Raw genomic sequence first — 25,383 nt, forward strand, 5'->3', positions numbered from 1 at the left:
ATGCTGCGATGCTTCGAGATCCACGTTAGGCGCGCCTGCGTGACGGCGGCGTGCGATGCTGCAACACAATGCTTCACCGCTGTTGCCAACGCCATGCGCCACCCAGTCGGATGATCGAAAAACAGCGCAATTCTGCTGATTTGCGATACCTGCAGCAGCGATGCCGTGAATCGCGTCAAGCAAAGCAAGCTGATCAGTTCAGTCGCGCCCACCGGCCAATAACGCGCACGTGTTAAATTCAGCTCTATGAAGAACGTGACGCCGATGATCGCAAACCGCATCACCACTGGCAGCACCGGGCTCGACACTATCTTACGAGGTGGGCTGCCCGCCAACCGTTTGTACCTGCTTGAAGGCCAGCCTGGTGCGGGCAAAACGACGCTTGCACTGCAGTTCCTGCTGGATGCTGCGGCCAAGGGCGAGAGTTGCCTGTATGTGACCTTGTCGGAAACCATCGACGAGCTCACTGAAGTGGCTGCTTCGCACCATTGGTCGTTGGAGTCCCTGCATATCTTTGAGCTGGCATCAGCAGAGGCCTTCCTGGGCGAAGGGCGGCAGCAATCCATCCTGCATCCGTGGGAGATGGAGCTCGATGGCACCATCAAGCTCATCCAGGCCGAAGTGGACCGGGTGAAGCCGACGCGGGTGGTGTTCGATTCGTTGTCCGAGTTGCGCCTGCTCGCGCAGGATTCGCTGCGCTATCGGCGCCAGGTGCTGGCGCTCAAGCAGTATTTCGCGCCGCGCAACATCACGGTGTTTCTGGTGGACGATCTCACCGGCGAAAACGGCGAGCGGGATGCGCATTTGCACAGCCTGTGCCACGGGGTGATTTCGCTCGAGCGCACGACGCTGGAGTTCGGTGCGGCGCGGCGCCGCATGCAGGTGCGGAAATTGCGTGGCGTGGATTTCATCGCCGGCTATCACGACCTGGCCATCGTCACCGGCGGCATGCGTATCTATCCACGTTTGATCGCCTCCGACCACCACCGGCCATTTATCGGCGAACCGGTACCAAGCGGCGTGGAGCGTATCGATGCATTGCTGCACGGCGGCCCGTTGCGCGGGACCAGCACGCTGCTGACCGGGCCAGCCGGCTCGGGCAAGACCAATCTGGCCCTGCAGTTCGTGGTTGCCGCGTGCGAGCGCGGCGAGCATTGCTGCGTGCTGGAGTTCGACGAGCGCACCGGCACCTTGTTGAAGCGTGCCGAAGGCCTGAGCATGGATCTGCGCAAATATATGGACGCGGGTCTGCTGGAGCTGCATCAGATGGATCCGGCCGAAGTCACGCCGGGCGAATTCGCCTGGACGGTGCGTGGCAGCGTGGAGGAGCGCGCGTGCCGCATTCTGGTGATCGACAGCCTCAACGGGTATCTGGCGTCGATGCCGCAGGAAAAGCAGCTGATGTTGCAGATGCACGAGCTGTTGTCGTATCTCAACCAGAGCGGGGTGACCACGTTCCTGATCAACCCGCAGCAGGGGCTGGTCGGCAGCATGGCGACCAGTAGCACCCTCAATGTCTCCTACATGGCCGACACCGTCGTCTTGCTGCGCTTTTTCGAGGCGAAAGGACGCATCCGCAAGGCGTTGTCGGTGATCAAGAATCGCAGTGGCGCGCACGAAGATGCGATTCGCGAATTGCGCATCGGCAGCAGCGGTCTTCAACTGAGCGAGCCGCTGGAGAAATTCCACGGCGTGTTGACCGGTACGCCGCAGTTTGTCGGAGACGACGGCCCGTTGCTGGATCGTCCCCTTGAATATCTGTGACGCGGACGGCTCCATCGTCCATATCATCGCGCCGTTCGGCCGCGACGCGCAGAGCATTGCCAGCATCGTTGGCGAACGCGGGCTGACATGCCGGGTCCATGCCACGCTGGGCGCGCTGGCAGGCGACCTGCACGATGGCTCCGGCGTGGTGGTACTGACCGAAGAAGCCATCCGTGGCGACCTGCATGCGCTGTCGCACATCCTGCAAGGCCAGCAGGCCTGGTCGGACATTCCGTTCGTGTTGTTGCGTACGCCACGTGGCGCACACAACCGCCGGCAGGTGCGGCTGCCGGCCGACATGACCAACGTCATCGAGTTGGAGCGGCCGCTGAGCTCAGCTTCGTTGCTGAGCGCCATCTCCACCGCGTTGCGCGCACGGCAGAAGCAGTTCGTCATCCGCGACCAGCTGGCGCAGTTGGCCAAAAGCCGCGCTGCGCTGGCGCAGAGCGAGGCCGAACTGCGACGGGTCACCGATGCGCTGCCGGTGCTGATCGCCTTCATCGACAAGAACCTGATCTACCGCTTTGCCAATCGTTCGTACGAAGACTGGATTGGTGTGCCGCCTGCCGATGTGATCGGGAGGCCGCTGGTGGATGTGGTGGGGCCTGCGGTGGTCGAACAGCGCCGCGCCTGGATCGAGGCCGCATTGGCCGGGCAGACATTGACCATCGAGACCAGTTGGCCGCATGCCGATGGCCGGCGCCGCGATGCGGAAATCCGCTACATGCCGCGCTTTGATGCAGATGGCAAGGTGGATGGATTCCATGTGTTCGCCACCGATGTGACCACGCGTGCGCTGGCGCTGGAATCGATCCAGCAACAGGCCAACCTGCTGGAAGCCAAGGTGGCCGAACGGACCGCCGAGTTGCAGCAGCAGATGCTGGCGCGCGAATCCAGCGAAGCGGCACTGCGCCAGGCGCAGAAAATGGAAGCAGTGGGCCAGCTCACCGGCGGCATCGCACACGATTTTAACAACATGCTCACCGGCATCCTGTCTGCGCTGGATCTGGCGCGGCTGCGCATCGACCAGGGGCGTACCGAAGGGCTGGGTCGCTTTCTGGATGTGGCCTCTGCCTCGGCATTGCGTGCAGCTGCGCTCACCCAGCGCCTGCTGGCATTCTCGCGGCGTCAGTCGCTACAGGCGCGGGATCTGCAGTTGAACGATCTGGTGGTGTCGCTGCAGGAGTTGCTGGCGCGCACGTTGGGCGAATCGGTGCGCCTGGAGATCGATCTCAGTGCGGAACTGCCGCAGGCGTACGTTGACGAGAATCAGCTGGAAAGCGCACTGATCAACCTGGCCATCAACGCGCGCGATGCCATGCCCGACGGTGGGCAGCTGCGTATCGCAACCCGGCAGCTGCAGGTGGAAGATCAGCCGCTGGAACTCGGGCGTGGCATCGCCTTGGCGCCGGGGAATTACGTGGTGGTGTCGGTTGCAGACACCGGAACCGGCATGCCCGCTGACGTGCTTGAACGCGTGTTCGAGCCGTTCTACACCACCAAGCCGATCGGCCAGGGCACCGGCCTGGGCATGTCGATGATCTACGGCTTCATGCAGCAGTCCAACGGGCAGGTGTGGGTGGAGTCGCAGCCGGGCGCGGGCACCACCGTCAGCCTGTATCTGCCCGCCGGGGTTGCGGCGCAAACCGCGGTGCCGCAGACGCAGAGCGATGCGGTGCTGGCAGGGCAGGGCCAGCATGTGCTGGTGGTGGAAGACGACGAGCAGGTGCGGCTGCTGGTCACCGAACTGCTCAGCGAGCTGGGTTACCAGGCCGACGTGGTGGCCGACGCGGACGCGGCACTGCCGATTCTTGCCTCGCCACGGCGGATCGACCTGCTGGTCACCGATGTCGGCTTGCCGGGCCTCAACGGACGCCAGTTGGCCGAGATCGCGCGGCAGTCGCGGCGCGATCTGCCGGTGATCTTCATGACCGGCTACGCAGAAACGGCACGCGACCGTGGCGAATTTCTCGGCGAAGGCATGAGCATGATCGCCAAGCCATTTACGCTGGGCGAGTTCAGTGGAAAGCTGCACGATGTGCTGGGGCCTTCGGCCTGAGTGCAGCTAACGCGATGTAGCGAGCCGGTCGAACGTGGATGATGCAGGGGAGCGGCGTGTACGCGTGCTCGCTTTCGCTCTTGCGTGGCGATCTGTCTGCCTCGCGATTGCCCGGCCTTTTCGGTAGATGCGCTCCAGCTGGCACGCTGGCGCGAGAGGCTGCAATGCGATGACGTGCGTTCTGCCGCAACTGCACGGCACGATGCGTCGCACTTGAGTGCACGATGCGATGACGCGGAGTGTTTGCGCCAGGTGCCGCGTCTCGCGCGTGAACCGGCTGCTTGGCATTGCGTACGCGCTGTGCAATTGCGCTGCAGCCATCGCAATCAAGCCGCATCACGCAGGCTGCGTTGCTCAGCGCGTCCCACGCGCGGATTGCCGCGCGCTGGCCATCGATTCGGCCACCGCGATCTTGTCTGCCACCGCCTTCTGCATCGGCGATCCGGTTTCCAGCAAACTGTGCAGATGCCGCCAGTGCGCAGTGGCGGCGGCGAAGTCCTGCTGCTGAAAATCGCTGATGCCTAGCAACCAGAGCCCACGCTGGTTGTCCGGCTCGCGTGCGATCACCTGCTGCAGGCGTGTGCGCGATGCGGCGTCGATGGCAAAATCGGCGTGCGTGGCCATATCCGCCGCCACCCAGCCCACAATGGCGGCGCTGATGTCGGGAGCGATCTTGAGTACTTGTGCATACGCTTCGCGCGCCTCGGCGGGTCGGTCGTTCTGCTCGAATGTCTTGGCCTGCTGCATGAAGCGATCCAGCGCCTGCGCCTGCGCATCGGCAGGGGTGCTTGCCGCTTGCGCCTGCCCTGCATCCGCAGATGGTGGTAGCGAGGCGACTTGCGCTGGTTGCGCTGCATACACATGCGTGACGATCGCCTCCGGCGCGCCCACCAGCCGGTACAACCCGGCCGTGGCCAGCGGCAGGCCCAGTCCCAGCAGAATTGCCAAGCGGTAACGCGCACGACCGCTGCCGGTGGGGCGGCGCAGCAGCGGTACCAGCAACAGCAGCAAGGCCAGCCCCACCAGCACGGCGCTTGCGATATAAAAACCCGCCATCACCATTGGTCCTCCACTTGCGGCGCCACCGGCGTGCCGGCGCGCGCACGGGTGCGCACGGTGTGGATGACCACGCCGGCACCTGCAAGCAACATCAGCGCCGGCCCGAACCACAGCAGCCAAGTGCCGCGTGTGACCGGCGGGTCGTACAGCACGAAATCCGAATAGCGATCGACCATGTATTGCTTGATCTGCGCATCGCTCTTGCCGGCCTGCAGTTGCGCGAACACCTGATGCCGCAAATCGCGCGCCAGGCTTGCGTTGGAATCGGCCAGGTTTTCGTTCTGACATACCAGGCAGCGCAGTTGCGCGGTCAAGTGCTGGTAGCGCGCTTCTTCGCTGCGGTCCTTGAACGGCAGCGGATCCACGGCCTGCGCTGCCAACGAGGGCGCCAGCAGCATGCCAAGCAGCAACACCAGCAACAAACGCACACGGCGGCCTTGCGCGCGCCAATGCCAGCGCCAATGCCACCGTCGTGTGTGACGCGCCGCCATCACGGCGTACCCTTGGGCAGCGCGGCGATGGCCGGAAGCAACTCGTCGTCGATGGCATCCGGGGTCAGCACGCCGATGTGCTTGTAGCGGATCACGCCCTGCGCATCGATCAGGAACGTCTCCGGTGCGCCGTAGACACCGAAGTCGATGGCGGTCTGGCCGGCTTCATCGGCGATCACCACTGCATACGGGTTGCCGAGTCGCGCGAGCCAGGCGATGGCGTCGGCGGGCACGTCCTTGTAGTTGTAGCCGATCAGCGGCACGCCAAGCCGGCTGGCCTGGGCCATCAACACCGGGTGTTCGTGCACGCATTCGGCGCACCAGCTGCCGAACACATTCAACACGTAGGGTTTGCCCAGCAACTGGTCACGACCGACGCGTTGCGCCGGGTGGTCCAGCCGCGGCAACGAGAACGCCGGTGCCGGTTTGCCGATCAACGGCGACGGTACGTCGCGCGGATTGTGCTGCATGGTCCGCAGGATGCCGACGCCGAACAGCGCCGCCAGCAATACGAAGCCCAGCAAGGGCAGCAGACGATTCACGGGTGCGATTCCTGTGCGATGACGAGCGCTGGTTGCGCCGGAGAAGCGGCCAAGGGGTGTGCAGTCACCGGTGCACGAAAGCGGCGTGCGCAGGCGCTGACGAAGCCGCCGAGCATCATCAGCAGGCCACCGGCCCAGATCCAGCGAATGAAGGGCTTGTAGTACAGGCGCAGCGTCCAGTCGTTTTCGATGTGCTCATCGTCCAAGGGCTCGCCCAGCGCCACATACAGGTCGCGGGTGATGCCGGGATCGATGGCCGATTCGGTCTGGATCCGCTCGCTGCTGTACAGGCGTTTTTGCGGATGCAGTTGCGCGACCACCTGGCCGTTGCGGCTGACCTGCACGCTGCCTTGTTCGGCCTTCCAGTTCGGCCCATCCACCAACTGCACGCCATCGAAGCGGAAGCTGTAGCCGGCGATCTGCGCGCTCTGGCCGGGCGACAGCCGTACATCGCGTTCCACCGACAGGCTTTCGGAGACCAGCACGCCGGCAACGAACACCGCCACGCCCGCATGCGCGATCAGCATGCCGGCCATTTCCGCCGGGAAGCGCCGCCCGCGCGGCATGTCGCGCCAGCGTTTGACCACGTACAACGCGGTGCCCGCAGCCACCCATGCGGCCACACCCATGCCGGCGATCGCCTTGGCCTGGCCATCGGCAAACACACTGCCGACCAGGGCGCAGGCGATCGCGGCGATGCCTGCGCGTGTGCCGAGTGCTTTCAACGGTGCGGCTTCGGCCTTGCCCCAGCGCAGGTAGGGGCCGAACGGCAGCAACAGCACCACCGGCAACATCAACAACGGAAACAGCAGGCCGAAGTAGGGCGGCCCGACCGAGACCTTGCCCAGCGCAAACGCGTCGGCGATCAGCGGGAACAAGGTGCCCAGCAACACCATGGCCGCGGCCACGGTGAGCAGTAGGTTGCCGATGAGAATGCCGGTTTCGCGCGAGGCGGCGGCAAAGGGTTTGCCGCTGGCGATCTTGGGCGCGCGCAGTGCATACAACAGCAACGAGCCGCCGACGACGGCAACCAGAAAAATGAGGATGTACAGGCCACGGCGCGGATCGGCCGCAAACGCGTGCACCGAGGTCAGCACGCCCGAGCGCACCAGGAAGGTGCCCAGCAACGAGAGCGAAAACGCCAGGATCGACAGCAGGATGGTCCACGCGCGCAGGCTGCCGCGTTTTTCGGTGACCGCCTGGGAGTGGATCAACGCAGTGCCGACCAGCCAGGGCATGAAACTGGCGTTTTCCACCGGGTCCCAGAACCACCAGCCGCCCCAGCCCAGTTCCGCATAGGCCCACCAGCTGCCGGCGACGATGCCGGCGGTGAGGCAGGCCCAGGCCACATTGGTCCACGGCCGTGCCCAGCGCACCCAGGCCTGTTCCAGTTCGCCGCCGAGCAATGCCGCCACTGCGAATGCGAAGGCCACCGAAAACCCGACATAGCCGGTGTACAGCACCGGCGGGTGGAAGGTCATGCCGGGGTCCTGCAACACCGGATTGAGTTCGTTGCCATCCAGCGGAATCGGCGACAGCCGCCCGAACGGATTGGAGGTCAGCAGGATGAAGGCCAGAAAACCCACCGAAATCAGCCCCAAGATCGCCAGCACGCGGGCGGCGAAATGTTGCGGCAGGTGCCGGCTGAAGGCGGCCAGCAGCACCGTCCAGGTGGCGAGGATGGCGATCCACAACAGCAACGAGCCTTCGTGCGCGCCCCACACCGCCGCAACGCGGTAGTACCAGGGCAGGGCAATGTTGGCGTTGGCGGCGACGTAGCCCACCGAAAAATCCAGCGACAACAACGACCAGGCGAGCAGGCCGAACGCCATCCACACGAACACCGCCTGGCCCACCGCCGCAGGCCGCGCGACACCCATCAACGCGGTGTTGCCGCGCCACGCACCGATCAAGGGCAGTACGCCCTGGGCGAGCGATAACAGCAGTGCCAGGATCAGTGCGATCTGGCCAAGTTCAGGCGTCATGGGCGGATCGCAAGGCGAAACGGAAGGGAAGTCATGAGGTGCGTGGCAGCGACCGGAAGCGCATCAACGCGGCGCGGTCAGCGGCGTGGCGGTGGCGGGGAGTGGTTTTCCGGCATGGCCTTCGGCCATGGCGTCCTTCAGCTCTTTCGGCATGTAGGTCTCGTCGTGCTTGGCCAGCACTTCGTTGGCGACGAAGCGCCCGCCCTGCATGCGCCCGTTGGCGATGACCGACTGGTTGTCGCGAAACAGATCCGGAAGAATGCCGGTGTACTCCACCTGGGTGGCCGCGTTTTTATCGATGACGGTGAAGCTGACTTTCAGCGAATCACCGGCACGCTGGATCGAACCGGCCTTGACCATGCCACCGAGCCGGAATTGCTGGTAGCCGGCGGCTTCCCCCGCGCTGACCTGGCTTGGGGTGAACAGGTAGCTCATGTTCCGCTGCAAAGCGAACACGATGAGCGTGACGGCCAACGCGGCGGCGGTGAGTACACAGATCACCCACCACAGACGTTGTCTACGCGTGGCGTTCATGGCGCGTCGCGCTCCAGTGCCGGTGCCGGTTGATCGCGTGCACGACGCGGCACCTGCCGCTGCAACTGGCCGCGCAGTTCACGCGGCAAGCGGCGGCGACGCAGCCAGGGCGCTGCAAGATCGGCCAGCAGCACCAGCACGAATACTGCATAAGCGGTCCACACGTATTGGCCGTAGCCGCCCATCGCCAGGAAAGCGCTCATGCGCTGCGCTCCGTCAACACGATGCGGCGGACCCAGTCCTTGCCGCTTTCAAGCGCCAGCAAATCCACCCGCACGCGGCCGAACAGGCTCGCAACGTAATAGCACTTGGTTGCCAGCATCATGGTCAGCAGCGGCCACAGCATGTCTGCGCTCATCTTGGAGGGGCCGAGCAGGCGCACAGTGGAACCCTGGTGCAGCGTGTTCCACCACACCACCGAGTAATGCACGATGGGCAGATTCACCAGCCCCACCAGTGCGAGCAAGCCGGCGGCGCGCATTGCCTGGCGGCGGTCTTCCACGGCGTAATAGAGGCCCAGCACGCCCAGGTACAAAAACAGCAGCAGCAACTCGGAGGTGAGCCGCGCATCCCAGGTCCACCAGGTGCCCCACATCGGCTTGCCCCACAGCGCGCCGGTGCACAGGGTGATGAAGGTGAAGGCTGCGCCGATCGGTGCCGAGGCCATGGCGACCACTTCGGCCAGCTTGATGCGCCACACCAGCGCAATGAACGCCGAAACGCCCATTGCCGCGTAGATGAAAAGACTCATCCAGGCGCTGGGCACATGGATGAAGATGATGCGGTAGGCATCGTGTTGCTGGTAATCCGGCGGTGCCAGTACCAGGCCGCCGTAGACTGCGACCGCGCCGAGCAGCGCGGCCAGCCCCAGCGCCCACGGGCGCACGCTGCCGGCGACACGATAGAACGTCGGTGGCGAGCTGAGTTGATGCAGCCACAAGGGAATCCACTTGGCCATGCCGGTGCCGTCAGTTGGAGTGTTTGGCGTGAGGCGCCAGCGCCTGCACTGCGGCGCCGGCGTTGACCTGCAACTGCCCGTCGGAAACCTTGCTGGTGCGCTGCATGAGTTCGCGCAACGCCCTGGCATCCATCGACGGTTGCAGCGACAACAACAGCGCGGCCATGCCGCTGACATGTGCGGTGGCCATCGACGAGCCGGAGGTGAAGTCGTAGCGGCCGTTCGGTTGCGTGGTCAGGATGTCCTTGCCGGGCGCGCTGAGCACGCCCGGCATGGCCGGCGTTGCGCTGCTGCTGCGCACGACCAGCACGCCGGGTACGTCATTGGGAAAGCCATCCATGCGCCCGTTTGGTGGCATTGCCGCCACCACGATGCGGCCCTGTTGCACCAGCTGCTGCAGCATCTTGCTCAGCAGCGGATCGGCGGGGCCACCCAGGCTCAGGTTGATCACGCGCGCTGAGCTGTTGTCGATCGCCGCCAGCGCCTTGGCCAGGGTGAAGGTATTGCACCGTGCGGTGGCGCCGACCGTGGGCGCGTACCAGCACGCCTTGTAGATACTCAGCATGGCCTTGGGTGCCATGCCGACGATGCCCTGGTGATTGTTGCTGCCGGCGGCAATGATGCCGGCCACTTCGGTACCGTGCGGATCAGTGCTGGTCTTCACCGGTGTGTCGTCGACCAGATCGTGCACGTCGCGGATGCGCGCCTTCAGATCGGGGTGGTTGGTGTCCACGCCGGTATCGACGACCGCGATCACCACGCCGCGGCCCTCGGTCACGGTCTGTGCGCTGGCGGCATCGGTGTCGATGAAGCCGCGTTGCATGTCCACGTACGGGTCGTTGTAGCTGGACAGCGCGGTCGTCTTTTCCGACGCATCGGTGGAGAACACCGAAAAATCCTGCACCGGCTGCACCAGCTCCACGCCTTCGTCGTCGGCCAGCGCACTGACAAGTTCATCGCGCGAGACGCCCGGCGGCGGCTGCAGCACAGCGCAATACAGGCCCAGCGAGGTGATCGGCCAGGCCGAGACTTCGCGCAATTTGTAGCGCTGCTTGATGCTGTCCATGCGCGCGGCAGCCTTCTGGCCGGCACCGTAATAGCTGGATGCGTAGCCGATCAGGCTGGAGCCGGCGCGGGCTGGCGGCGCGGCGAGCGGGTTGGCCACCGCCAGCAGGATGTCGCGGCTGCCATCGGGCGTTTGCGCATCGGCCAGTGGCGGGGCGGTGCCGGCAACATCGGTCGCCGGCTCCTGGAGGGCTGCGGCCGCGTGCGCGTGGGAGGTCGCGCCCAGGCCGGTGAACGCGGCGATCAGGCCAATGGCGAGCAGGCGATTCATGGGGCCGAGACGATCTCCGCCAGCCGGATGCCCGGGGTGGCGCGTAGTTGCTGCACGGTCTGCTGCGGTTGGACCGGGGGCTGCGGTGCGGCAGGCACCACGGTGTAGGCGCCCATGTCGTTGGGGCCGCCGACCACCTGCAACTGCTGCGCATGCAGCAGCCGGTCCCAGTCGGCCACGGTCATCTTTGCGTCCGGCACCACGCGGATGGCGCCCTGCGGCACCGGCAGGGCCACCACGCTGCTGAGCGTGCGGTAGTCGTGCGATGGCGCGGGCGAGGCCAGCTTGACGCCCATCACGCCCAGCCCGATGGCCTGGACCAGCGCCGCGGCGGCCAGGGCGCGTACCGTCCAACTGCCGGAGCGGCGTGCGGCCGGCACGCGCGCAGGTGCGCTGTGCTGCTCCGGTGCATCCAGGCGGCCGAGCAGGCGTTGCAGACCGGCGTTCGGGTCCAGTTGCACTGTCGACGGCAGCGCCAGGGCCTGGCGCAGGCGGTTCTGCTGGGCGAATTCGGCGCTACATGAGGCGCACTTGGCCACGTGCGCGATCAGCCAGGTGTTTTCTTCCTCGGTGGCACTGTTCAGCAGCACCGCCGGCATCAATTCCCAGGCGTGCGAGCATTCCTTGCCAGGCGCGATGAAAAACGTCTTCATTGCATGGTCTCCGTGTAAGGGGCGCCGCCGGCCAGGCCGGGCAGCACATTGCGTAATTTGACCCGGGCGTGGAACAGCCGGGCTTTGATGGTGCCAACCGGGCACTGCATGATGTCGGCCACTTCCTCGAGCTTGTGGCCGACGCCGTAGACCAGTTCGACCACCAGGCGCTGGTCCGGCGACAACCGCTCCATGCCCTTGTCCAGCCAGTCGCGCAGTTCGCGGTCGTCGTTGTCGTCGGCGCTGGGGGCGTGGTCTTCCACCAGGGCGGTGTCGTCGATGGCTTCGCCGTCATGCTGGCGCAGGCATTTGAGTCCGCAGCGGTAGGCGATGCCCATGATCCAGGTGGAGACCTGCGAGTCGCCGCGGAAGTCGCCGGCCTTTTGCCAGGCGATCCAGAAGCAATCGTTGATGGCCTCTTCGATGATGTCCGGGCGGCGGGTCAGCCGCGACAGGAAGCGGCACAGCCGTCCGTGATAGCTGTGGTACATGCTGGCCAGCGCGTCGCGATCGCCCCCGGCCATGCGGCGCAACAGCATGCGGTCGGTGGCATCGCCCAGGGTGTCGGTGTCATTCATCGGTGCAGGCATGGCGGGTAACCCACGTCAGTGCGCGCAGGCAGGCAAAAGGTTGCGTGTTGATCAGAAGGTTCTGGCGACCGTGCCCAGCCACGGCATGTCGCCGGGGCCGCCCTGCATGCGCGGGGTATTGCCGCTGGTCAGGATACGCTCGGCTTTCAGTGTCCATCCGGCGCGGTTCCACTTCAGGCCCACCTGGCCGTACTGATAGCGGCCCGAGCGCGCTGCACCGTAGGCCATGGCCGGAAAGCGCGACGAACCGGCACCGAGCGACAGGCTGACATCGTTGCGCAGCGGGACGTTGGCGGTGATGTCGAACGCCACGTTCCACGGCGACCGGTCGGCCCGTGGGAAATTGAAGGTGGACAGCGAAAACGTCAGCAGGTCGCGGTAGGACCAGGCCAGGCTGGCTTCCTGGCGGTCGAAGGTGCGCGTGGCGCGGTCGGTCGGGTAGCCGTAGTAGAGCAGGCTGGCCTGCATCTGCCAGCGATCGTCCAGCATCCAGGCGCGCCCGACCTGGGCGGTGACCGCGACCGGATCACTCCAGGCGGGGGACTGCAGCGCCACCGAGGTGGAAACCGACCAGCCGGGGGCGGGCAGCCAGTAGCCTGCGGCCTGCACGGTGACCTTGTTGGGCGCGATCGAGATACCACGGTCGATCAGGCTGGAGGTCAGCGCCACTGCACCGCCGAAGTCCTTGGCCAGGGCGCTGCCGCAGGAGCCGGCTGCCAGAGCCAGCAGCAGCCACTGCACCAGCGTGCGGTGACTGCGTGGTGGGCGACGCCCCCGCGGTTGGCCTGGTTGCTGGGCGGATAAGGCCGGTTGCGCCTCGCACCGTGGGTGGCGTGCGGCACTGTCCAACAGTGCGCCCACGCAGAAGATCGCGCGGGCGCAGTGGCGTCGCGGTCGGGAGGGGAGCGGCTTGGAAGCTGGAGCGGTCGGCAATGGCGTGGGCGGGTGTCAAACAGGGACGCGATGGTGCCCCAGGGCGGCGAACGAGACCACCGCGGCGGCGGCGATTGCGTCCGTATACGCGAAGGCACCGCGTCGGGCAACGCGAATCCATCCGGGCCGGCCGGTCGCGGCCGCCTGCAACGCCTGGCTGTGCAGGCTGCCGACGGACAAGCTGCCACGGCTGGGCGATTGGCGCGCCATGCGTCCGCCCCCTCGGGCGACGACGCGCCATGCCGCAGTGGCCGCGCCTACTTCAGGGTGTTGAGGTAGGCGATCAGTGCGTCGAGCTCCTTCGGGTCGTCCAGGCCGTCGTACTTCATCTTGGTGCCCGGCAGCGCCTTGGACGAGGATTGCGACAGATAGGTCTTGAGCTGGGCCGGAGTCCAGGTCCACTTGCTGTTCTTGAGCGCATCGGAATAACCGCCGAAGTCTGCGACGGTACCGGCAGGGCGGCCTGCCACGCCGAACAGCGACGGACCTTTCTTGTTCTTGCCCGGTTTGACGCTGTGGCATTCACCGCATTCGGTGAGGAAGACGCCGGCGCCGTCGGCAGCGTAGGCCGAGGGCATGGTCAGTGCGCCCGCCAGCATCAGGCCGGCCAACGGGGCGCACAACACGGAGAGTTTGCGTGGTGGGTTCATGTGGATCCGTACAGGTGCGGGAGGGATCAGAAGGCCAGATTGACCGACAGGGTGAAGCTGTCGAGATCGCGCGGATTGGTGATCGGCGGGCCACGGAAGACGTTGGAGGTGCTGCCGTTGAACTTGTCGAAACGGAACCAGCCGGCGGACACGCGCAGGTTGGCCATCGAGGTGTAGGTGCCGTCCTTGCCGAACGGGGTCCAGTACAGCAGGATCAGATTGCTGGTGGTGTCCGGGATACCCACCGGCGAATAGCGCGCCGCATCGAACGAGCCGCTGTTGATCATGTGCGCGGCCAGCACGCCGTAGGTCTGCTTGAAGGCGTAGTTCATGCTGAGGGTCTGATCGCGCACGCTGCCCCGGTCCAGCGCCGGCATGGTCGGGTCGGTCGACATCAGCGGGCTGCCGTATTTGCGACGCTCGTAGATGTTGACGTAGGCCAGCGACAGCACGTGCTCGCGGGTGCCGAGGAACTGGTAGGTCAGGTCGTAGCCCAAATCGGTGAGGTCGTCGCTGGGCCCGGTGCGCAGCGGCTGGCGGCGGGTCGTGAGCGCGGTCAGGCCCACCGAGAAGAACTGGCGCTTCATGTCCTTCATGTAGGCAAGACGCGCATAGCTGGTGTCGCTGAGCTTGCCCGGGTCGCCGTTGACCGGCCAGCCGAGGCGGTCCTGCGCAGACGGCGACAGCGCGCTGTAGCTACCCACTTCGCCGTACCAATTGCGGTCATACAGGCCGTAGACGCTGGCGCCGATGACGCGGTTGGACAGCGCCGAGGAGCTGAGCATGGTGGAGGCGCCGCCATTGGAGGCAGGGGTAAGCGTGGAGGCGTTCGGCAACACATGCACCGGGTCGGAAATGCCCGGGTTGTTGTTGACGCTGACACCGATCATGGTGTCCTTGCCCGCCATCTGGAACGGCTTGCTGACAAAGCGCAGATCGACATCGTCCAGGCGCGTATCGAAGGTCGCATTGCCGCTGTTGTTGGAGCGGATCTTCGAGTAGCCGCCGATGTTGTCGTTGAGGCGGCCGCCCAGATACAGATCGGCTTCGCGCAGGCGCGAGGTGCTGTCGCCGCGGCTGGGGTTGTTGCGCGACCAGGTGAGCTGGCCGGACACCGGGATCTTGGTGCCCTCGCCATCGGTATCGGTAAAACCGCCGAGCTTGAAGCGCATGCCGTAGGGTGTGAGCGAGGGACCATAGGAGCCGACATGGCAATCGGCGCAGGACGAGCCGGTCTGGCGCGCGAACGAGGGAATCGCCTGCGCCTGCGTACTGGCCAGTAGCAACAAAGGGCCGGACACGCACAACAAGGACGTCAGGGAGGCGGTACGCGCGGCAGTGCGACGCGGAGCGGGCTGGGGCATGGGCATGGAAAGTCCTTGTTCGACGGTGCGGGAGGCAGCGGTGCGGGAACGGGCGAGGAAACGAATGACAGACGGCGGGGTGCGGCGGCTCATGCGCGCTTGCCCGGCAACACGCGGCGCAACAGGCCGTCGCGCAATACCAGGTGATGCCAGAGCGCGGCGCCGATATGCAGCAGCACCAGCGCCAGCAGCGCCCAGGCTGCGTTCAAGTGCCAGGTGCCCAGGGTGTCGCCGAGGTCGCCGTCCGGCGCGACCAACGCGGGCAAGGGGATGCCGAAGAAATACACCTGCTTGCCGTAGGCGCTGCTCAGCGACCAGCCCAGCAATGGCAGCGCGAGCATCAGGCCGTACATCGCCACATGCGTGGCACCGGCGGCCAGGCGCATCGGCAGGGATGCGGGTGGACCGGGCGGCAATCTGCGCAACCGCAGGCGCAACCCGATGCGCAACGCAAACAGCACCAGGACCAGCAAGCCAAAGTGGCGGTGGCCTTCCAGCAGCCACTGACGCAGTGCGCGGCCATCCAGCTCGGCACGCAGCAGGATCAGCGTGGCCGCCATGGCCAGGCACAGCACGGTGAGCCAGTGCAGCACGCGCATCGCCTTGGGCAAGGGCAGCACGCGCGCAGCTGTGGGCGCCTGTTCTGGCAGGGGCGCGGTGTCTGTGCCGTTGACGGGAGCGCTGGCGGGCGCAGGGGGGAAGGAACGCATCTGATCTGTCTTCCGGTGGTGGTCGTTGGTTCCGGCTGCGCGCTGCGCTGCCAGGCCTGGCTCCCCACGCCGGCCGAACGGCGGCCAGGTGAACGTGCACCGATGGGTGCGGCGATGTCGGAAAAAGGTTGCGTCGCCGTGGCACCTGGTTTGCACGTGCTGCACACCGAAGCGCTGCGATGCGGTCGGCTGCGCTTGCGCGCACAGCGCTTCGCATGGCCCCGAGCGCGCGCAACCTTTCGCGCAACCCGACGCACTCAGGCATGTCGCACTACGTGCAGTCAGCGGTTACGCCTCTCCGATCATGGCTATCGAACGCATCCAGTTGCATACCCACGGTGACGATCGCGGGCTGCTCATTTCATTGGAGCAGCAGCGCAATGTTCCGTTCGAGATCCGCCGTGTGTATTACCTGTTCGGCACGCGCCACGACGTGCACCGCGGCCAGCATGCGCACCGCCAGCTCAATCAATTCGCCGTGGCCTTGCACGGCTCGGTGACGATTCTGCTCGACGAAGGCAACGGCAATGGTCCTAGCGAAGTGGTGCTGGACGACCCGTCGCAAGGCCTGCTGCTCGGCCGCATGGTGTGGCGCGACCTGTACCGCTTCAGTGCCGACTGCGTGCTGATGGTGCTGGCCGACCAGTTTTACGACCCTGGCGATTACATCCTGGATTACGACCAGTTCGTGAGCGAAGTGCGCACTGGCGCCGCGCTGCAAGCCTGCAGGCTGGAAGCATGAGCGTACCGAGGCAACTGGTGATTGTCGGCGCAGGCGAGTTCGCGCAGATCGCGTGCGAGTACTTCCAGCACGACAGCCACTACACGGTGGTCGCCTTCAGTGTGGAACGCGATTTTCTGCTGCAGCCCACCGTGGCCGGCTTGCCGGTGGTGGCGTACGAAGAACTGGAACAACGCTATCCGCCGCAAGACTATGCGGTGTTCGTGGCGATTCCGGCAACGCAACTCAATCGCCTGCGCACCCGTTTGTTCCAGGATGTGGTGCTGCGCGGCTATCGCTGCGCGACGTACGTGAGCTCACGCGCGTTCGTCTGGCAGAACGCGCAGATCGGCGCCAACTGCTTCATCTTCGAGGGCAACGTCGTCCAGCCGTTCACCCGCATCGGCGACAACTGCGTGTTGTGGAGCGGCAACCATATCGGCCACCGCACGGTGGTGCAGGATCATGTGTTCATCGCTTCGCATGCGGTGATTTCCGGCTATTGCGAGATCGGGCAGGGCAGTTTCATCGGGGTCAACGCCACGCTCAGCGACAAGGTGCGGATCGCCGCGGACAACGTCATCGGTGCCGGCGCGCTGGTGACGCGACATACCGAAGCCGAGCGTGTGTACGTGGGTTCGCCGGCACGCGCGGTGGCGGGCAGATCCAGCTTCGATGTGGAGCTCTGAACGGTGTTCGCCTGGAACAAGCGCGGACTGGTGTTCGACGTCGCACGCCACGGGGTGGGCGGCTGGATGCACCATGCCGCACTGACGCCAACACCGCATCGCCTGTCTGCTCAGGTGCTGCGGGTGTACGCCGGCTTTCGCGATGCGCAGGGCGTGAGCCGGATCGGCTACGTGGATGTGCGCGCCGATGCGCCAACGCAGATCGTCGGCGTCAGCAAGCAGCCGGTGCTCGACATCGGCCGTGACGGTTGTTTCGACGACAGCGGCATGATCCTGGGCGATGTGGTGGCCGGGCCGGATGGGCTGTACCTGTTCTATGTCGGCTTCCAGCGCGTGGCCAAGGCCAAGTTCCTCGCCTTCACCGGTCTGGCGGTCTCCTGCGACGGGGGCGAGAGCTTCCAGCGTCGGCAGGAGACGCCGCTGCTCGATCGTGCCCCCGGTCGCAGCACGATTGCCGCAGTGCATTCGGCACGCTACGAAGAGGGCCGCTGGCGGTTGTGGTACGCGGTGGGCGATGACTGGGAAACGATCGGCGGCCAGCCATATCCGCGTTACCACATCCGCTACGCCCAGACCGACGACCTGCGTTGCATCCCCGCCGACGATGCTGTGTGCCTGCGTCCACGCGGCGACGAATACCGTATCGGGCGTCCGCGCGTGTACCGGCTTGGCGAGCGCTATCTGATGTATTTCACCCGTGGCGACCTTCAGGGCGGCTACTTTCCCGGCATCGCCTTCAGTGGCGATGGGGTGCACTGGGAACGCGACGACCGCCAGTTGGGGCTTGCATTGTCCGATGACGGCTGGGATGCGCAAACGCTGTGCTACCCCGCCTTGATTCAGCACGGCCAGCGCCTGTTGATGTTCTACAACGGCAACGCGATGGGGCAGGCAGGCTTCGGCCTGGCAGAGGCGGCGTTGCCGGTTGCGTTACAGGGCGACCATGTTTTCGGTTAGGTCTTACATGCCGGGCGATGCGTCCGCATGGGATGCCCTGGTGGCGTCATCGCGCAATGGCAATCTGCTGCATCGGCGTGACTATATGGACTATCACGCCGAGCGCTTTGTGGATGCGTCCCTGCTGGTCCAACGTAGGGACACGGTGGTGGCAGTACTCCCGGCCAATGTGCGGGGCAGTTGCGTCAGCAGCCACGCCGGGCTCACCTATGCCGGGCTGCTGTCGTCGATGGCGCTACGTGCCGGCGCCACCTTGCAGGTGTTCGAGCAGATTGCCGCGCACTACCGCGCGCTTGGCGTGCGCGAGGTCATCTACAAGCCGGTGCCGCATATCTTCCATGCGTACCCGGCCGAGGAAGAGCTCTACGCACTGCATCGGCTTGGCGCGCAGCTGTGCCGGCGCGACTTGTCGTCGGTGATTGCACTACGCGAGCGGCCTGCATTAAGCACCGAGCGGCGGCGTTCCATTGCCAAGGCGCGCAAGGCCGGCGTGCAGATCCAGCGCGGGACCCAGCTCGATGGATTCCATGCGCTGCTGACCCAGGTGCTGCAGCGGCATGGCGTGGCACCGACGCACCGGCTGGATGAGCTTCAACTGCTGCAACGCCGGTTCGCGCAGCAGATCGTGTTGCATGAAGCGCGCGCTGATGGACAACTGGTCGCAGCCGCATTGGTCTTCGACTTCGGCCGCTGCGTGCATACCCAATACCTGGCGGTCTCCGAACAGGGGCGCCAGCTGGATGCGTTGAGCCTGCTGCTGGCCGACCTGATTACCGATGTCTATGCGCAGCGCGAATATTTCAGTTTCGGTATCTCCACCGAACAGGGCGGGCAGGTGCTCAACGAAGGCCTGGTGGAACAAAAGGAACGCTTCGGCGCGCGCGCCGTGGTGCAGGATGTCTATCGATGGTTGATGTAATGGATGTGCCTTTCCTGGATTTGCGTGCAGTCAATGCGCGCTATGCGGATGAACTCAAACTCGCAGCGGCACGCGTGATCGATGCCGGCTGGTATGTGCTCGGTCAAGAGCTGGCCGCGTTCGAAGCCGAATTCGCCAGTTATTGCGGCACCACGCATGCAGTCGGCGTGGGCAATGGGCTGGATGCGTTGGCGTTGATCCTGCGCGGCTATCGTGAGCTGGGGGTCTTGCGCGAAGGCGACGAAATCATCGTGCCGGCCAACACCTTCATCGCGACATTCCTGGCGATCAGCCAGAACCATCTGGTGCTGGTGCCGGTCGAGCCGGACCCGGTCACTTTCAACATCGACCCGGCAAGGGTGGAGAAGGCGATCGGGCCACGCACGCGCGCCATCATGGCAGTGCACCTGTATGGGCAATTGGCCCAGATGCAGGCTCTACAGACCCTGGCCCATCGCTACGGCCTGCTGCTGATCGAGGATGCCGCGCAAGCGCACGGGGCACGCGCACAGGGGCGGCGCGCCGGTGCCTTCGGCGATGCGGCGGCATTTAGCTTTTTCCCGACCAAGAACCTGGGTGCACTGGGCGATGGCGGCGCAGTCACGACGTCGGATGCACGTCTGGCCGAGTGCATTCGCGCGCTGCGCAACTATGGCTCGGAAGTGAAGTATCACCATCTCTGCCAGGGGGTGAACTCGCGTCTGGATGAAATGCAGGCTGCTTTCCTGCGCGTCAAGCTGGGCTATCTGGAGGACGAAATCGCGCTGCGGCGTGCAGTGGCACAGCGGTATCTGCACGGCATCTGCAACCCGCTGATCGTGCTGCCTGCGCCGGTGGCAGAGCAGCAGCACGTCTGGCATCTGTTCGTGGTACGCAGCCCGCAGCGCGATGCCTTGCAGGCACATCTGTTGCGGCAGGGCATCCACACGCAGATTCATTATCCGGTGCCGCCGCATCGGCAGCCGGCATACGCCACCCTGGGCGAGGCGTGCCTGCCGCTGAGCGAACAGCTGCATCGGGAAGTACTGAGCCTGCCCATGGGGCCGGCGCTGGACGATGCAGCGGTTGCGCACGTGATCGCGGCCTGTCAATCGTTCGGCAGCGACACATGAATCTCGTGCGCAGCAGCGCCTACACCGGCGTTGCGACGCTGGCCAAGCTGCTGGCGGCGTTGGTGGTGGTCAAGCTGGTCGCCGTCTACGCCGGGCCGCAGGGCGTGGGCCGGCTTGGCCAGTTCCTCAACCTGATGTCGGTGCTGGCGGTATTGGCCGGTGGCGGCATCAGTGCCGGCGTCGTCAAGCATGTAGCGCAGTACCGCGACGATGCGCCCGCGTTGGCGCGCTTGCTGAGTGCGGCGCTCTTGTACGCATTCTGCGCGGCCTGCGTGATCGCGCTGCTGGCGATGGCGTTCAGTGGAGCCATTGCTGAGCGCCTGCTGGGCGATGCGAGCTACCGTCCGCTGATCTGCGTGTTGGCAATCGCGCAGCTGGGAATCGCATTGCTCAACTACATACTGGCGCTGATCAACGGCTTCATGGACGTGCGGCGGCTCGCCTTCGTGCAAGTGACAGGCGCCGTGCTGAGCGTTGCCTTGGTGGCGTGGCTTTCCAGCCAAGTGCAACTATACGGGGCGCTGCTGGCGCTGGTCCTGGGTCAGGTACTGTGGCTGCTGGCTGCTGTTCCGGCACTGCGGCGTAGCCCCTATTTTCAGCCTGCCATGTGGCGGATGCGCTTCGATGCGGAGATGACCCGTCGGCTGGCGGCATTTTCGCTGATGACGCTCACCTCGACACTGGTGCCGCAGCTGGCGACCATCCTGGTGCGCGATCATCTGGCGCTGCAATTCGGCTGGGGGCAAGTGGGCTACTGGCAGGCGGTGAGCCGGGTCTCCGATGCCTATCTGCTGTTCTTCACCACCGCCATCAACGTGTACTACCTGCCCAAATTGGCGTCGCTGCAAGGCGCTGCGGGGCTGGGCAGCGAGCTGCGCAGTGCATATCGCTATGTCATGCCGGCGGTGATCGTGGCGGCGCTGGGCGTGTATGTATGCCGCGATTGGGCGACCCGGCTGCTGTTTGATCCCCAATTCGCCGCGGCGGCGCCCTTGTACGGCCCGCAGCTGCTGGGCGATGTGATCAAGATCGCGGCGTTCGTGCTGTCGTATGTGATGGTGGCCAAGGCGATGACGCGGCTGTTCGTGATTTCCGAATGCGTGTTTGCAGCGAGCTATCTGGCGCTGGTGTACGTGTTCACCGCGCAGTTCGGGCTGATCGGCGCGATGTACGCGTTTGCAGCAAACTACGTGCTGTATCTGTTGTTCAACATCGTGGTGGTGCGGCGCTACCTGGAGCGGGCGGCATGAACGATCAGGCACCTGTATCGGCACGTGCACGCTGGCCGTTGGTGTCGGTGCTGATTCCGGCGTTCAACCATGAGTATTTCGTACAGCGCTGCCTGGACAGCGTCCTGGAAGATCCGTATCCATGCAAGGAAATCGTGATCATCGACGATGGCTCCAGCGATGCCACCGGCGAAAAGATCAGCCAATGGATCAGCGATCATGGGCATCGGCTACCGGTGCACTTCGTGCAACGCGAGAATCGGGGAGTTGCCGCCACGCTCAATGAACTGGCCTTGCGTGCGCGGGGAGAGTATCTGCGGCTTGGCGCAAGCGACGATTATCTGTTGCCCGGCGGGCTGGACGCGCAGGTGCGCTATCTGCGCGGACATCCGCAAAAACTTGCGGTGATCGGCGATGCCTGCGTGGTCGACGCGCATGGGCGACTGTTGCATGGCAGCGCCATGCGCGATCTGCATAAGGTCGACAAGGGCTTGTATCGCTGCGAATCCGGCATCCGGCATGCGGTGATACGGCGGTGGGCAGTCAGTGGAGCGGTGACGCTGCTGCGGCGCAGCGCCTTCGACGCGCGCAGCGGGTGGGACGAGTCGCTCCGAATCGAAGACTGGGATTTTTTCCTGCGCCTGGTTGCAGCCGATGCGCTGGCTTTCATCGATCTGCCGGTATGCGCCTACCGCTTGCATGGCAGCAACCTCAGCAAGACCGCAAAGGTGCCGGCACGCATCGCCAACCTGCGCGAATCACGGCAAGTGGCGTTGCGCTGCGCACCGTTATTCGAAGAGCCCGATCGCACACTGCTGCATGCGCAGGCGCGCTACATCGCTGCCAAGGTGGAATTCCTGCGGCGCCGGCCGCACCGGGTGGCTGTGCATCTGGTGGCCTACGCATGGTTGTCGCTGTCTGCCAGATGGCGTCCGAAACGTACTGCGCGTGCGGTGGAGCTTGCATGAGCACGCTGTTGCGCCGCCCGGCGACATATCTGGCCGTGCCGATGCTGCTCAGCTGCGCGCTGACGTGGCTGACCTATGCGCTACCCGATGGCTACCTGGAAGGCATCGTGCTGCTGGCGCTCGCGGCAGCGGCCACCTTCTCGCTCGATACGGTGCTACGCACGCAGGTGCCGTCGGTCGAGCGCTTTCGCCACTACCGTTACGCCGGTACCCGCGATGCATTCCTGGCGATGGTACTGGCCGCGGCGGTGACGGTGTTCTGCATCGCCGACCTGGTGCTGTTTCCGATTCCGTTGTTCAGCGATCCGGCGTCGTACGCCACCTTGAGCGCGTTGCGTGCGCACGTGCGGCACATCTCCAATATGTGCTGGATCCTGCCGCCGATCGCCCTGCTGTGCGTACGCCATCGTGGGCTGCGTGCGGCGATGGTGACGTTGGGATTCGTGTTTCCGATCGTGGTGATCGATCGCAACCGCATCTTCGCCGGCTTGTTCTCGTTCGTGCTGGTGATGCTGCTGCGGCGCGATCCGGCGCGTCGGCTGCCGTGGAAGACCATCGGCCTGCTCGTGCTGGCCGGCGGTGGCGTGTTTTCGATCCTTGGCGCGTTGCGCTCCGGTTCCCTGGCCACCGTGGCGTTGCCGTTCAGCGCGTTCTACCGTGCCATGCCGCAGGGCGTGCAATGGTTGCTGCTCTACATCAGCGCAGGGCCGTATAACTTCGGTGCGATGTTGGCCAAGGGCTACGTCAACGCCAGTTTCCTGATCAATCAACTGGTGCCGTTCAGTGGTTCGATTGCCACCGCCGGGACCAGCATTCCGCTGGATGCACCCAACATCAATGTGGGTACCGAGTTCTTTCCGTTCTTGATGGCGTGGGGCGCTGCCGGTGCCTTGCTTGCAATGTTGGCCCTGTACGCCGGGCTGGTCTGGAGCGTGCGCCGCCTCAATGGCTCGCTGTCGATCTTCCATGTGCTGATCTTCCTGCGTATGGCCTACGCCTGCCTGATGTCGCCCTTCGCGCCGCAGGCGTTCACATGGACCAACTTCGGCTTTATCGCACTGTGCCTGGTGCTGCATGCCTGCACGGTGCTGCTGCCCAATCGCCTGTCCGCACATCCGTCTGCCGCGTGAGCGGGCAGCACATCATTCATCGCCCCGTTGCAGAGCCACGCCCATGAATCAACACGACGAAATCTATCTGATCGACCTGTGGCGCATCCTGCGCCGGGAATGGCGCTGGGCAGTGGCAGCGCTGGTGGTGGTGCTGGGCCTGACCTTCGCCTTCACCCGCCTGGCCAAACCGCAATGGGAGGCAACCGCGTGGATCCAGGTTGGCGAAATCGGCCCGACTCCTGCTGGCCGCGACCCCAAGGTCGAACCGTTTCAGCGCGTGATCGATCGCATCAAAACGCGGCTGTTTCAGGATGCGGTGTTGCGTCAGGCGCAGGTGCCCCTCGATAGCCGCGCCGCGCAGCTGTATCGCGGCAGCCTGAAGCCGGACCCCGACCCATACGCCAATCTGATCGGTGTGACCATCCGGGCTGAATCGGCGCAGCAGGCGCGCACGCTGGCCACGGCCACCGTGACGCAACTGCAGATACTGCACGGTGACACCAATGCAGCTGCGCTCGATCTTGCGCGCGCCCGCCTGCAGGGTTTGAGCGAGGATCTGCGCGCGGCCACCAGCCATCGCGAGCAGCTGCAGCGGCAATTGCAGGCCGGGCAGGGAGGGGCTTCCGCCACGCCGACACAGGTGCTGGCGGGCGTGTTGCTCACCGACAGCAACACCACGATTCGCGCCTTGAAGAGCGAGCGCGACGACCTCGTCGCCCGGCTCACCGCGCGCTACACCTACCAGACCTCGCTGGCGTGGCCGCTGTACGTGCCCGACCGCCAGGCGTATCCAAACGCAATCACCGCCTGGGCGGCCGGCCTGCTGGCCGGCGCAGGGCTGGGCGTGCTGGCCGCGGTGCTGCGCAATGCGGTGCGTCGTCGTGCGCGGACTCCTGCACACGCCGGTGTGTGACGCTGCAGTGGTGCCTCGGCGCAGGCCGGGGAATGCGTTTTCGCATGCAGCAGGCGCCGGGTGATACGCGAGCGAAAGCGAGACCGTGCATCGCATACGGCGCGTTTGGCCAATGCATGCATCTTGGGTGTGATTGTCTGCGCCAGCTCGGCCACCATCCAGTGCGCTGCAACCAAACCGGCAACATCGCGCACTCACGGGTCTATCAAGCGATGCCGCATTGGTGGCGTTGCGACCGGAGAGTGTGTGGTGAAAACAATAGGACGGGTGTGGGAGGCTGCGCATGTCGTCACTCAGTGAGCATGCGGCGCGGGGCGGCACGGTCGCGCCGGAGCAACTGCTGGAAACGCAACGTGCCTTCGACAGCGTTGCTCCCGACTACGATGGTCCCCGCGGCAACAACGCGCTGATCCAGCGCATGCGCACCACGCTGTGGGACACCGTAGCGAGCGAGTTGCCGGTGGGGTCGCGGCTGGTCGATCTGGGCTGCGGTACCGGCCTGGATGCTGGCGAATTCGCGCGCCGCGGATATTCCGTGCTGGCCACCGACTGGTCGCCGGCCATGGTCGAGCGCACCCGCCATCGCGCTGCCACGCACGGCCTGCAAGAACGCCTCACCACCGCGCATGTCGGCATCCAGCAACTCGATCGGCTGGAAGGCAGCTTCGATGGCATGTACTCCAACTTCGGCCCGCTCAATTGCGCGCCCGATCTGCCGGCCGTTGCCGCACAGTGCGCGCGCCTGCTGCGCCCGGACGGCTGCTTGGTGTTTTCGGTGATCGGGCGGATCTGCCCGTGGGAAATCGGCCATTACGCCTTGCGTGGGCGCCTCAGGCGCGCGGCGGTGCGTGCCGCCAAAGGCGCAATTGCGGTGGGCATGAATGGGCACACCATCTGGACCTGGTACCACCTGCCGCGCGAGTTCTACCGTGCATTCGAAACGCACTTCGCCCTGGACAGCTACCGCGCCTTGAGCCTGTTCCTGCCGCCGCCGTATCTGGTGGAGTTTTGCGAACGCAATCCACGCCTGTCCGAGCGCCTGGGGCGCTGCGACGACCGGTGGGGCGGGCTGCCGCTGCTGCGCGACATGGGCGATCACTTTCTGATCGTGATGCGCAAGCGCTGAGTGGAGCAG

26 protein-coding genes are annotated in these 25,383 nt (G+C 65.3%); 12 read left to right on the plus strand and 14 right to left on the minus strand.

What is annotated here, in order from left to right; genetic code table 11:
* The first annotated feature begins 246 nt into the window (after window positions 1-246).
* Window positions 247-1,764, plus strand: coding sequence for an ATPase domain-containing protein (locus J7396_RS12045; RefSeq protein WP_031422225.1), 1,518 nt, complete (start codon window positions 247-249; stop codon window positions 1,762-1,764).
* Window positions 1,751-3,823 (plus strand): ATP-binding protein, encoded by a 2,073-nt coding sequence (locus J7396_RS12050; protein WP_209261500.1) that lies wholly within the window; start codon window positions 1,751-1,753, stop codon window positions 3,821-3,823. The genes J7396_RS12045 and J7396_RS12050 overlap by 14 nt, the downstream gene beginning before the upstream one ends.
* Window positions 3,824-4,177: 354 nt before the next feature.
* Here the strand turns inward: J7396_RS12050 and J7396_RS12055 are convergent, their stop codons facing one another.
* The 14 genes from J7396_RS12055 to J7396_RS12120 all read right to left on the minus strand — a co-directional run bounded on the left by J7396_RS12055 (window position 4,178) and on the right by J7396_RS12120 (window position 15,628).
* Window positions 4,178-4,885, minus strand: coding sequence for a C-type cytochrome biogenesis protein (locus J7396_RS12055; RefSeq protein ID WP_209261501.1), 708 nt, complete (start codon window positions 4,883-4,885; stop codon window positions 4,178-4,180).
* Window positions 4,879-5,373: a cytochrome c-type biogenesis protein gene (locus tag J7396_RS12060; protein ID WP_209261502.1), complete on the minus strand. Its 495-nt coding sequence runs from the start codon at window positions 5,371-5,373 to the stop codon at window positions 4,879-4,881. Before J7396_RS12060 ends, J7396_RS12055 begins: the two co-directional genes overlap by 7 nt.
* Window positions 5,373-5,915: a DsbE family thiol:disulfide interchange protein gene (locus J7396_RS12065; protein WP_029819178.1), complete on the minus strand. Its 543-nt coding sequence runs from the start codon at window positions 5,913-5,915 to the stop codon at window positions 5,373-5,375. The genes J7396_RS12060 and J7396_RS12065 overlap by 1 nt, the downstream gene beginning before the upstream one ends.
* Window positions 5,912-7,900 (minus strand): heme lyase CcmF/NrfE family subunit, encoded by a 1,989-nt coding sequence (locus J7396_RS12070; RefSeq protein ID WP_127171294.1) that lies wholly within the window; start codon window positions 7,898-7,900, stop codon window positions 5,912-5,914. The genes J7396_RS12065 and J7396_RS12070 overlap by 4 nt, the downstream gene beginning before the upstream one ends.
* Before the next feature lie 63 nt (window positions 7,901-7,963).
* Entirely contained in the window at window positions 7,964-8,434 is a 471-nt protein-coding gene (gene ccmE, locus J7396_RS12075) for a cytochrome c maturation protein CcmE (protein ID WP_127171295.1), read from the minus strand.
* Complete coding sequence (gene ccmD, locus J7396_RS12080; protein ID WP_008574947.1) at window positions 8,431-8,637, minus strand: heme exporter protein CcmD; 207 nt, start codon at window positions 8,635-8,637, stop codon at window positions 8,431-8,433. Before ccmD ends, ccmE begins: the two co-directional genes overlap by 4 nt.
* The gene (ccmC, locus tag J7396_RS12085) at window positions 8,634-9,392 is read right to left on the minus strand and encodes a heme ABC transporter permease CcmC (protein WP_011347066.1); all 759 of its coding nucleotides are present in this window, start codon (window positions 9,390-9,392) and stop codon (window positions 8,634-8,636) included. Before ccmC ends, ccmD begins: the two co-directional genes overlap by 4 nt.
* Window positions 9,393-9,402: 10 nt before the next feature.
* Complete coding sequence (locus tag J7396_RS12090; protein ID WP_209261503.1) at window positions 9,403-10,728, minus strand: S8 family serine peptidase; 1,326 nt, start codon at window positions 10,726-10,728, stop codon at window positions 9,403-9,405.
* Window positions 10,725-11,381: a zf-HC2 domain-containing protein gene (locus tag J7396_RS12095; protein WP_011347068.1), complete on the minus strand. Its 657-nt coding sequence runs from the start codon at window positions 11,379-11,381 to the stop codon at window positions 10,725-10,727. Before J7396_RS12095 ends, J7396_RS12090 begins: the two co-directional genes overlap by 4 nt.
* Window positions 11,378-11,971, minus strand: a complete 594-nt coding sequence (locus tag J7396_RS12100; protein WP_007964109.1) for a sigma-70 family RNA polymerase sigma factor — start codon at window positions 11,969-11,971, stop codon at window positions 11,378-11,380. Before J7396_RS12100 ends, J7396_RS12095 begins: the two co-directional genes overlap by 4 nt.
* A gap of 51 nt (window positions 11,972-12,022) precedes the next feature.
* On the minus strand, window positions 12,023-12,715 hold the full coding sequence (locus J7396_RS12105; RefSeq protein WP_228729253.1) for a hypothetical protein: 693 nt from the start codon (window positions 12,713-12,715) through the stop codon (window positions 12,023-12,025).
* Window positions 12,716-13,161: 446 nt separating this feature from the next.
* Window positions 13,162-13,554 carry a c-type cytochrome gene (locus J7396_RS12110; protein ID WP_011347070.1) on the minus strand — a complete coding sequence of 131 codons (393 nt, stop codon included), beginning with the start codon at window positions 13,552-13,554 and terminating at the stop codon, window positions 13,162-13,164.
* A gap of 26 nt (window positions 13,555-13,580) precedes the next feature.
* The gene (locus tag J7396_RS12115; protein WP_031422239.1) at window positions 13,581-14,924 is read right to left on the minus strand and encodes a hypothetical protein; all 1,344 of its coding nucleotides are present in this window, start codon (window positions 14,922-14,924) and stop codon (window positions 13,581-13,583) included.
* Window positions 14,925-15,007: 83 nt separating this feature from the next.
* Window positions 15,008-15,628 (minus strand): cytochrome b/b6 domain-containing protein, encoded by a 621-nt coding sequence (locus J7396_RS12120; protein ID WP_209261504.1) that lies wholly within the window; start codon window positions 15,626-15,628, stop codon window positions 15,008-15,010.
* A 304-nt stretch (window positions 15,629-15,932) separates the two neighbouring features.
* Between J7396_RS12120 and J7396_RS12125 the strand changes: the two genes are divergently transcribed.
* The 10 genes from J7396_RS12125 to J7396_RS12170 all read left to right on the plus strand — a co-directional run bounded on the left by J7396_RS12125 (window position 15,933) and on the right by J7396_RS12170 (window position 25,374).
* The gene (locus J7396_RS12125) at window positions 15,933-16,370 is read left to right on the plus strand and encodes an FdtA/QdtA family cupin domain-containing protein (protein WP_008574961.1); all 438 of its coding nucleotides are present in this window, start codon (window positions 15,933-15,935) and stop codon (window positions 16,368-16,370) included.
* Window positions 16,367-17,038, plus strand: a complete 672-nt coding sequence (locus tag J7396_RS12130; protein ID WP_209261505.1) for an acetyltransferase — start codon at window positions 16,367-16,369, stop codon at window positions 17,036-17,038. The genes J7396_RS12125 and J7396_RS12130 overlap by 4 nt, the downstream gene beginning before the upstream one ends.
* A gap of 3 nt (window positions 17,039-17,041) precedes the next feature.
* Window positions 17,042-17,995: a hypothetical protein gene (locus J7396_RS12135; protein ID WP_209261506.1), complete on the plus strand. Its 954-nt coding sequence runs from the start codon at window positions 17,042-17,044 to the stop codon at window positions 17,993-17,995.
* 7 nt (window positions 17,996-18,002) lie between these two features.
* Complete coding sequence (locus J7396_RS12140; protein WP_057681532.1) at window positions 18,003-18,914, plus strand: GNAT family N-acetyltransferase; 912 nt, start codon at window positions 18,003-18,005, stop codon at window positions 18,912-18,914.
* Window positions 18,902-20,026, plus strand: coding sequence for a DegT/DnrJ/EryC1/StrS family aminotransferase (locus J7396_RS12145; RefSeq protein ID WP_077708885.1), 1,125 nt, complete (start codon window positions 18,902-18,904; stop codon window positions 20,024-20,026). Before J7396_RS12140 ends, J7396_RS12145 begins: the two co-directional genes overlap by 13 nt.
* Window positions 20,023-21,276, plus strand: a complete 1,254-nt coding sequence (locus J7396_RS12150) for an O-antigen translocase (RefSeq protein ID WP_209261507.1) — start codon at window positions 20,023-20,025, stop codon at window positions 21,274-21,276. Before J7396_RS12145 ends, J7396_RS12150 begins: the two co-directional genes overlap by 4 nt.
* Window positions 21,273-22,223, plus strand: a complete 951-nt coding sequence (locus J7396_RS12155) for a glycosyltransferase (RefSeq protein ID WP_209261508.1) — start codon at window positions 21,273-21,275, stop codon at window positions 22,221-22,223. The genes J7396_RS12150 and J7396_RS12155 overlap by 4 nt, the downstream gene beginning before the upstream one ends.
* Window positions 22,220-23,353: a hypothetical protein gene (locus tag J7396_RS12160; RefSeq protein WP_209261509.1), complete on the plus strand. Its 1,134-nt coding sequence runs from the start codon at window positions 22,220-22,222 to the stop codon at window positions 23,351-23,353. The genes J7396_RS12155 and J7396_RS12160 overlap by 4 nt, the downstream gene beginning before the upstream one ends.
* A gap of 43 nt (window positions 23,354-23,396) precedes the next feature.
* Window positions 23,397-24,248 (plus strand): Wzz/FepE/Etk N-terminal domain-containing protein, encoded by an 852-nt coding sequence (locus J7396_RS12165; RefSeq protein WP_029819194.1) that lies wholly within the window; start codon window positions 23,397-23,399, stop codon window positions 24,246-24,248.
* A gap of 283 nt (window positions 24,249-24,531) precedes the next feature.
* Complete coding sequence (locus tag J7396_RS12170; RefSeq protein ID WP_011347079.1) at window positions 24,532-25,374, plus strand: class I SAM-dependent methyltransferase; 843 nt, start codon at window positions 24,532-24,534, stop codon at window positions 25,372-25,374.
* The last annotated feature ends 9 nt before the right edge of the window (window positions 25,375-25,383 follow it).

This window comes from Xanthomonas sp. A1809, assembly GCF_017746015.1.
GTDB lineage: Bacteria > Pseudomonadota > Gammaproteobacteria > Xanthomonadales > Xanthomonadaceae > Xanthomonas > Xanthomonas euvesicatoria.

What these genes read in the sequence shown, in the direction of transcription:
- J7396_RS12045 (WP_031422225.1), top strand. Translation starts at nt 247, where the DNA reads ATGAAGAACGTGACGCCGATGATCGCAAACCGCATCACCACTGGCAGC.
- J7396_RS12055 (WP_209261501.1), bottom strand. Translation starts at nt 4,885, where the DNA reads ATGGTGATGGCGGGTTTTTATATCGCAAGCGCCGTGCTGGTGGGGCTG.
- J7396_RS12060 (WP_209261502.1), bottom strand. Translation starts at nt 5,373, where the DNA reads ATGGCGGCGCGTCACACACGACGGTGGCATTGGCGCTGGCATTGGCGC.
- J7396_RS12070 (WP_127171294.1), bottom strand. Translation starts at nt 7,900, where the DNA reads ATGACGCCTGAACTTGGCCAGATCGCACTGATCCTGGCACTGCTGTTA.
- ccmE (WP_127171295.1), bottom strand. Translation starts at nt 8,434, where the DNA reads ATGAACGCCACGCGTAGACAACGTCTGTGGTGGGTGATCTGTGTACTC.
- ccmD (WP_008574947.1), bottom strand. Translation starts at nt 8,637, where the DNA reads ATGAGCGCTTTCCTGGCGATGGGCGGCTACGGCCAATACGTGTGGACC.
- ccmC (WP_011347066.1), bottom strand. Translation starts at nt 9,392, where the DNA reads ATGGCCAAGTGGATTCCCTTGTGGCTGCATCAACTCAGCTCGCCACCG.
- J7396_RS12090 (WP_209261503.1), bottom strand. Translation starts at nt 10,728, where the DNA reads ATGAATCGCCTGCTCGCCATTGGCCTGATCGCCGCGTTCACCGGCCTG.
- J7396_RS12095 (WP_011347068.1), bottom strand. Translation starts at nt 11,381, where the DNA reads ATGAAGACGTTTTTCATCGCGCCTGGCAAGGAATGCTCGCACGCCTGG.
- J7396_RS12100 (WP_007964109.1), bottom strand. Translation starts at nt 11,971, where the DNA reads ATGCCTGCACCGATGAATGACACCGACACCCTGGGCGATGCCACCGAC.
- J7396_RS12110 (WP_011347070.1), bottom strand. Translation starts at nt 13,554, where the DNA reads ATGAACCCACCACGCAAACTCTCCGTGTTGTGCGCCCCGTTGGCCGGC.
- J7396_RS12115 (WP_031422239.1), bottom strand. Translation starts at nt 14,924, where the DNA reads ATGCCCATGCCCCAGCCCGCTCCGCGTCGCACTGCCGCGCGTACCGCC.
- J7396_RS12120 (WP_209261504.1), bottom strand. Translation starts at nt 15,628, where the DNA reads ATGCGTTCCTTCCCCCCTGCGCCCGCCAGCGCTCCCGTCAACGGCACA.
- J7396_RS12125 (WP_008574961.1), top strand. Translation starts at nt 15,933, where the DNA reads ATGGCTATCGAACGCATCCAGTTGCATACCCACGGTGACGATCGCGGG.
- J7396_RS12130 (WP_209261505.1), top strand. Translation starts at nt 16,367, where the DNA reads ATGAGCGTACCGAGGCAACTGGTGATTGTCGGCGCAGGCGAGTTCGCG.
- J7396_RS12140 (WP_057681532.1), top strand. Translation starts at nt 18,003, where the DNA reads ATGCCGGGCGATGCGTCCGCATGGGATGCCCTGGTGGCGTCATCGCGC.
- J7396_RS12145 (WP_077708885.1), top strand. Translation starts at nt 18,902, where the DNA reads ATGGTTGATGTAATGGATGTGCCTTTCCTGGATTTGCGTGCAGTCAAT.
- J7396_RS12150 (WP_209261507.1), top strand. Translation starts at nt 20,023, where the DNA reads ATGAATCTCGTGCGCAGCAGCGCCTACACCGGCGTTGCGACGCTGGCC.
- J7396_RS12155 (WP_209261508.1), top strand. Translation starts at nt 21,273, where the DNA reads ATGAACGATCAGGCACCTGTATCGGCACGTGCACGCTGGCCGTTGGTG.
- J7396_RS12160 (WP_209261509.1), top strand. Translation starts at nt 22,220, where the DNA reads ATGAGCACGCTGTTGCGCCGCCCGGCGACATATCTGGCCGTGCCGATG.
- J7396_RS12165 (WP_029819194.1), top strand. Translation starts at nt 23,397, where the DNA reads ATGAATCAACACGACGAAATCTATCTGATCGACCTGTGGCGCATCCTG.
- J7396_RS12170 (WP_011347079.1), top strand. Translation starts at nt 24,532, where the DNA reads ATGTCGTCACTCAGTGAGCATGCGGCGCGGGGCGGCACGGTCGCGCCG.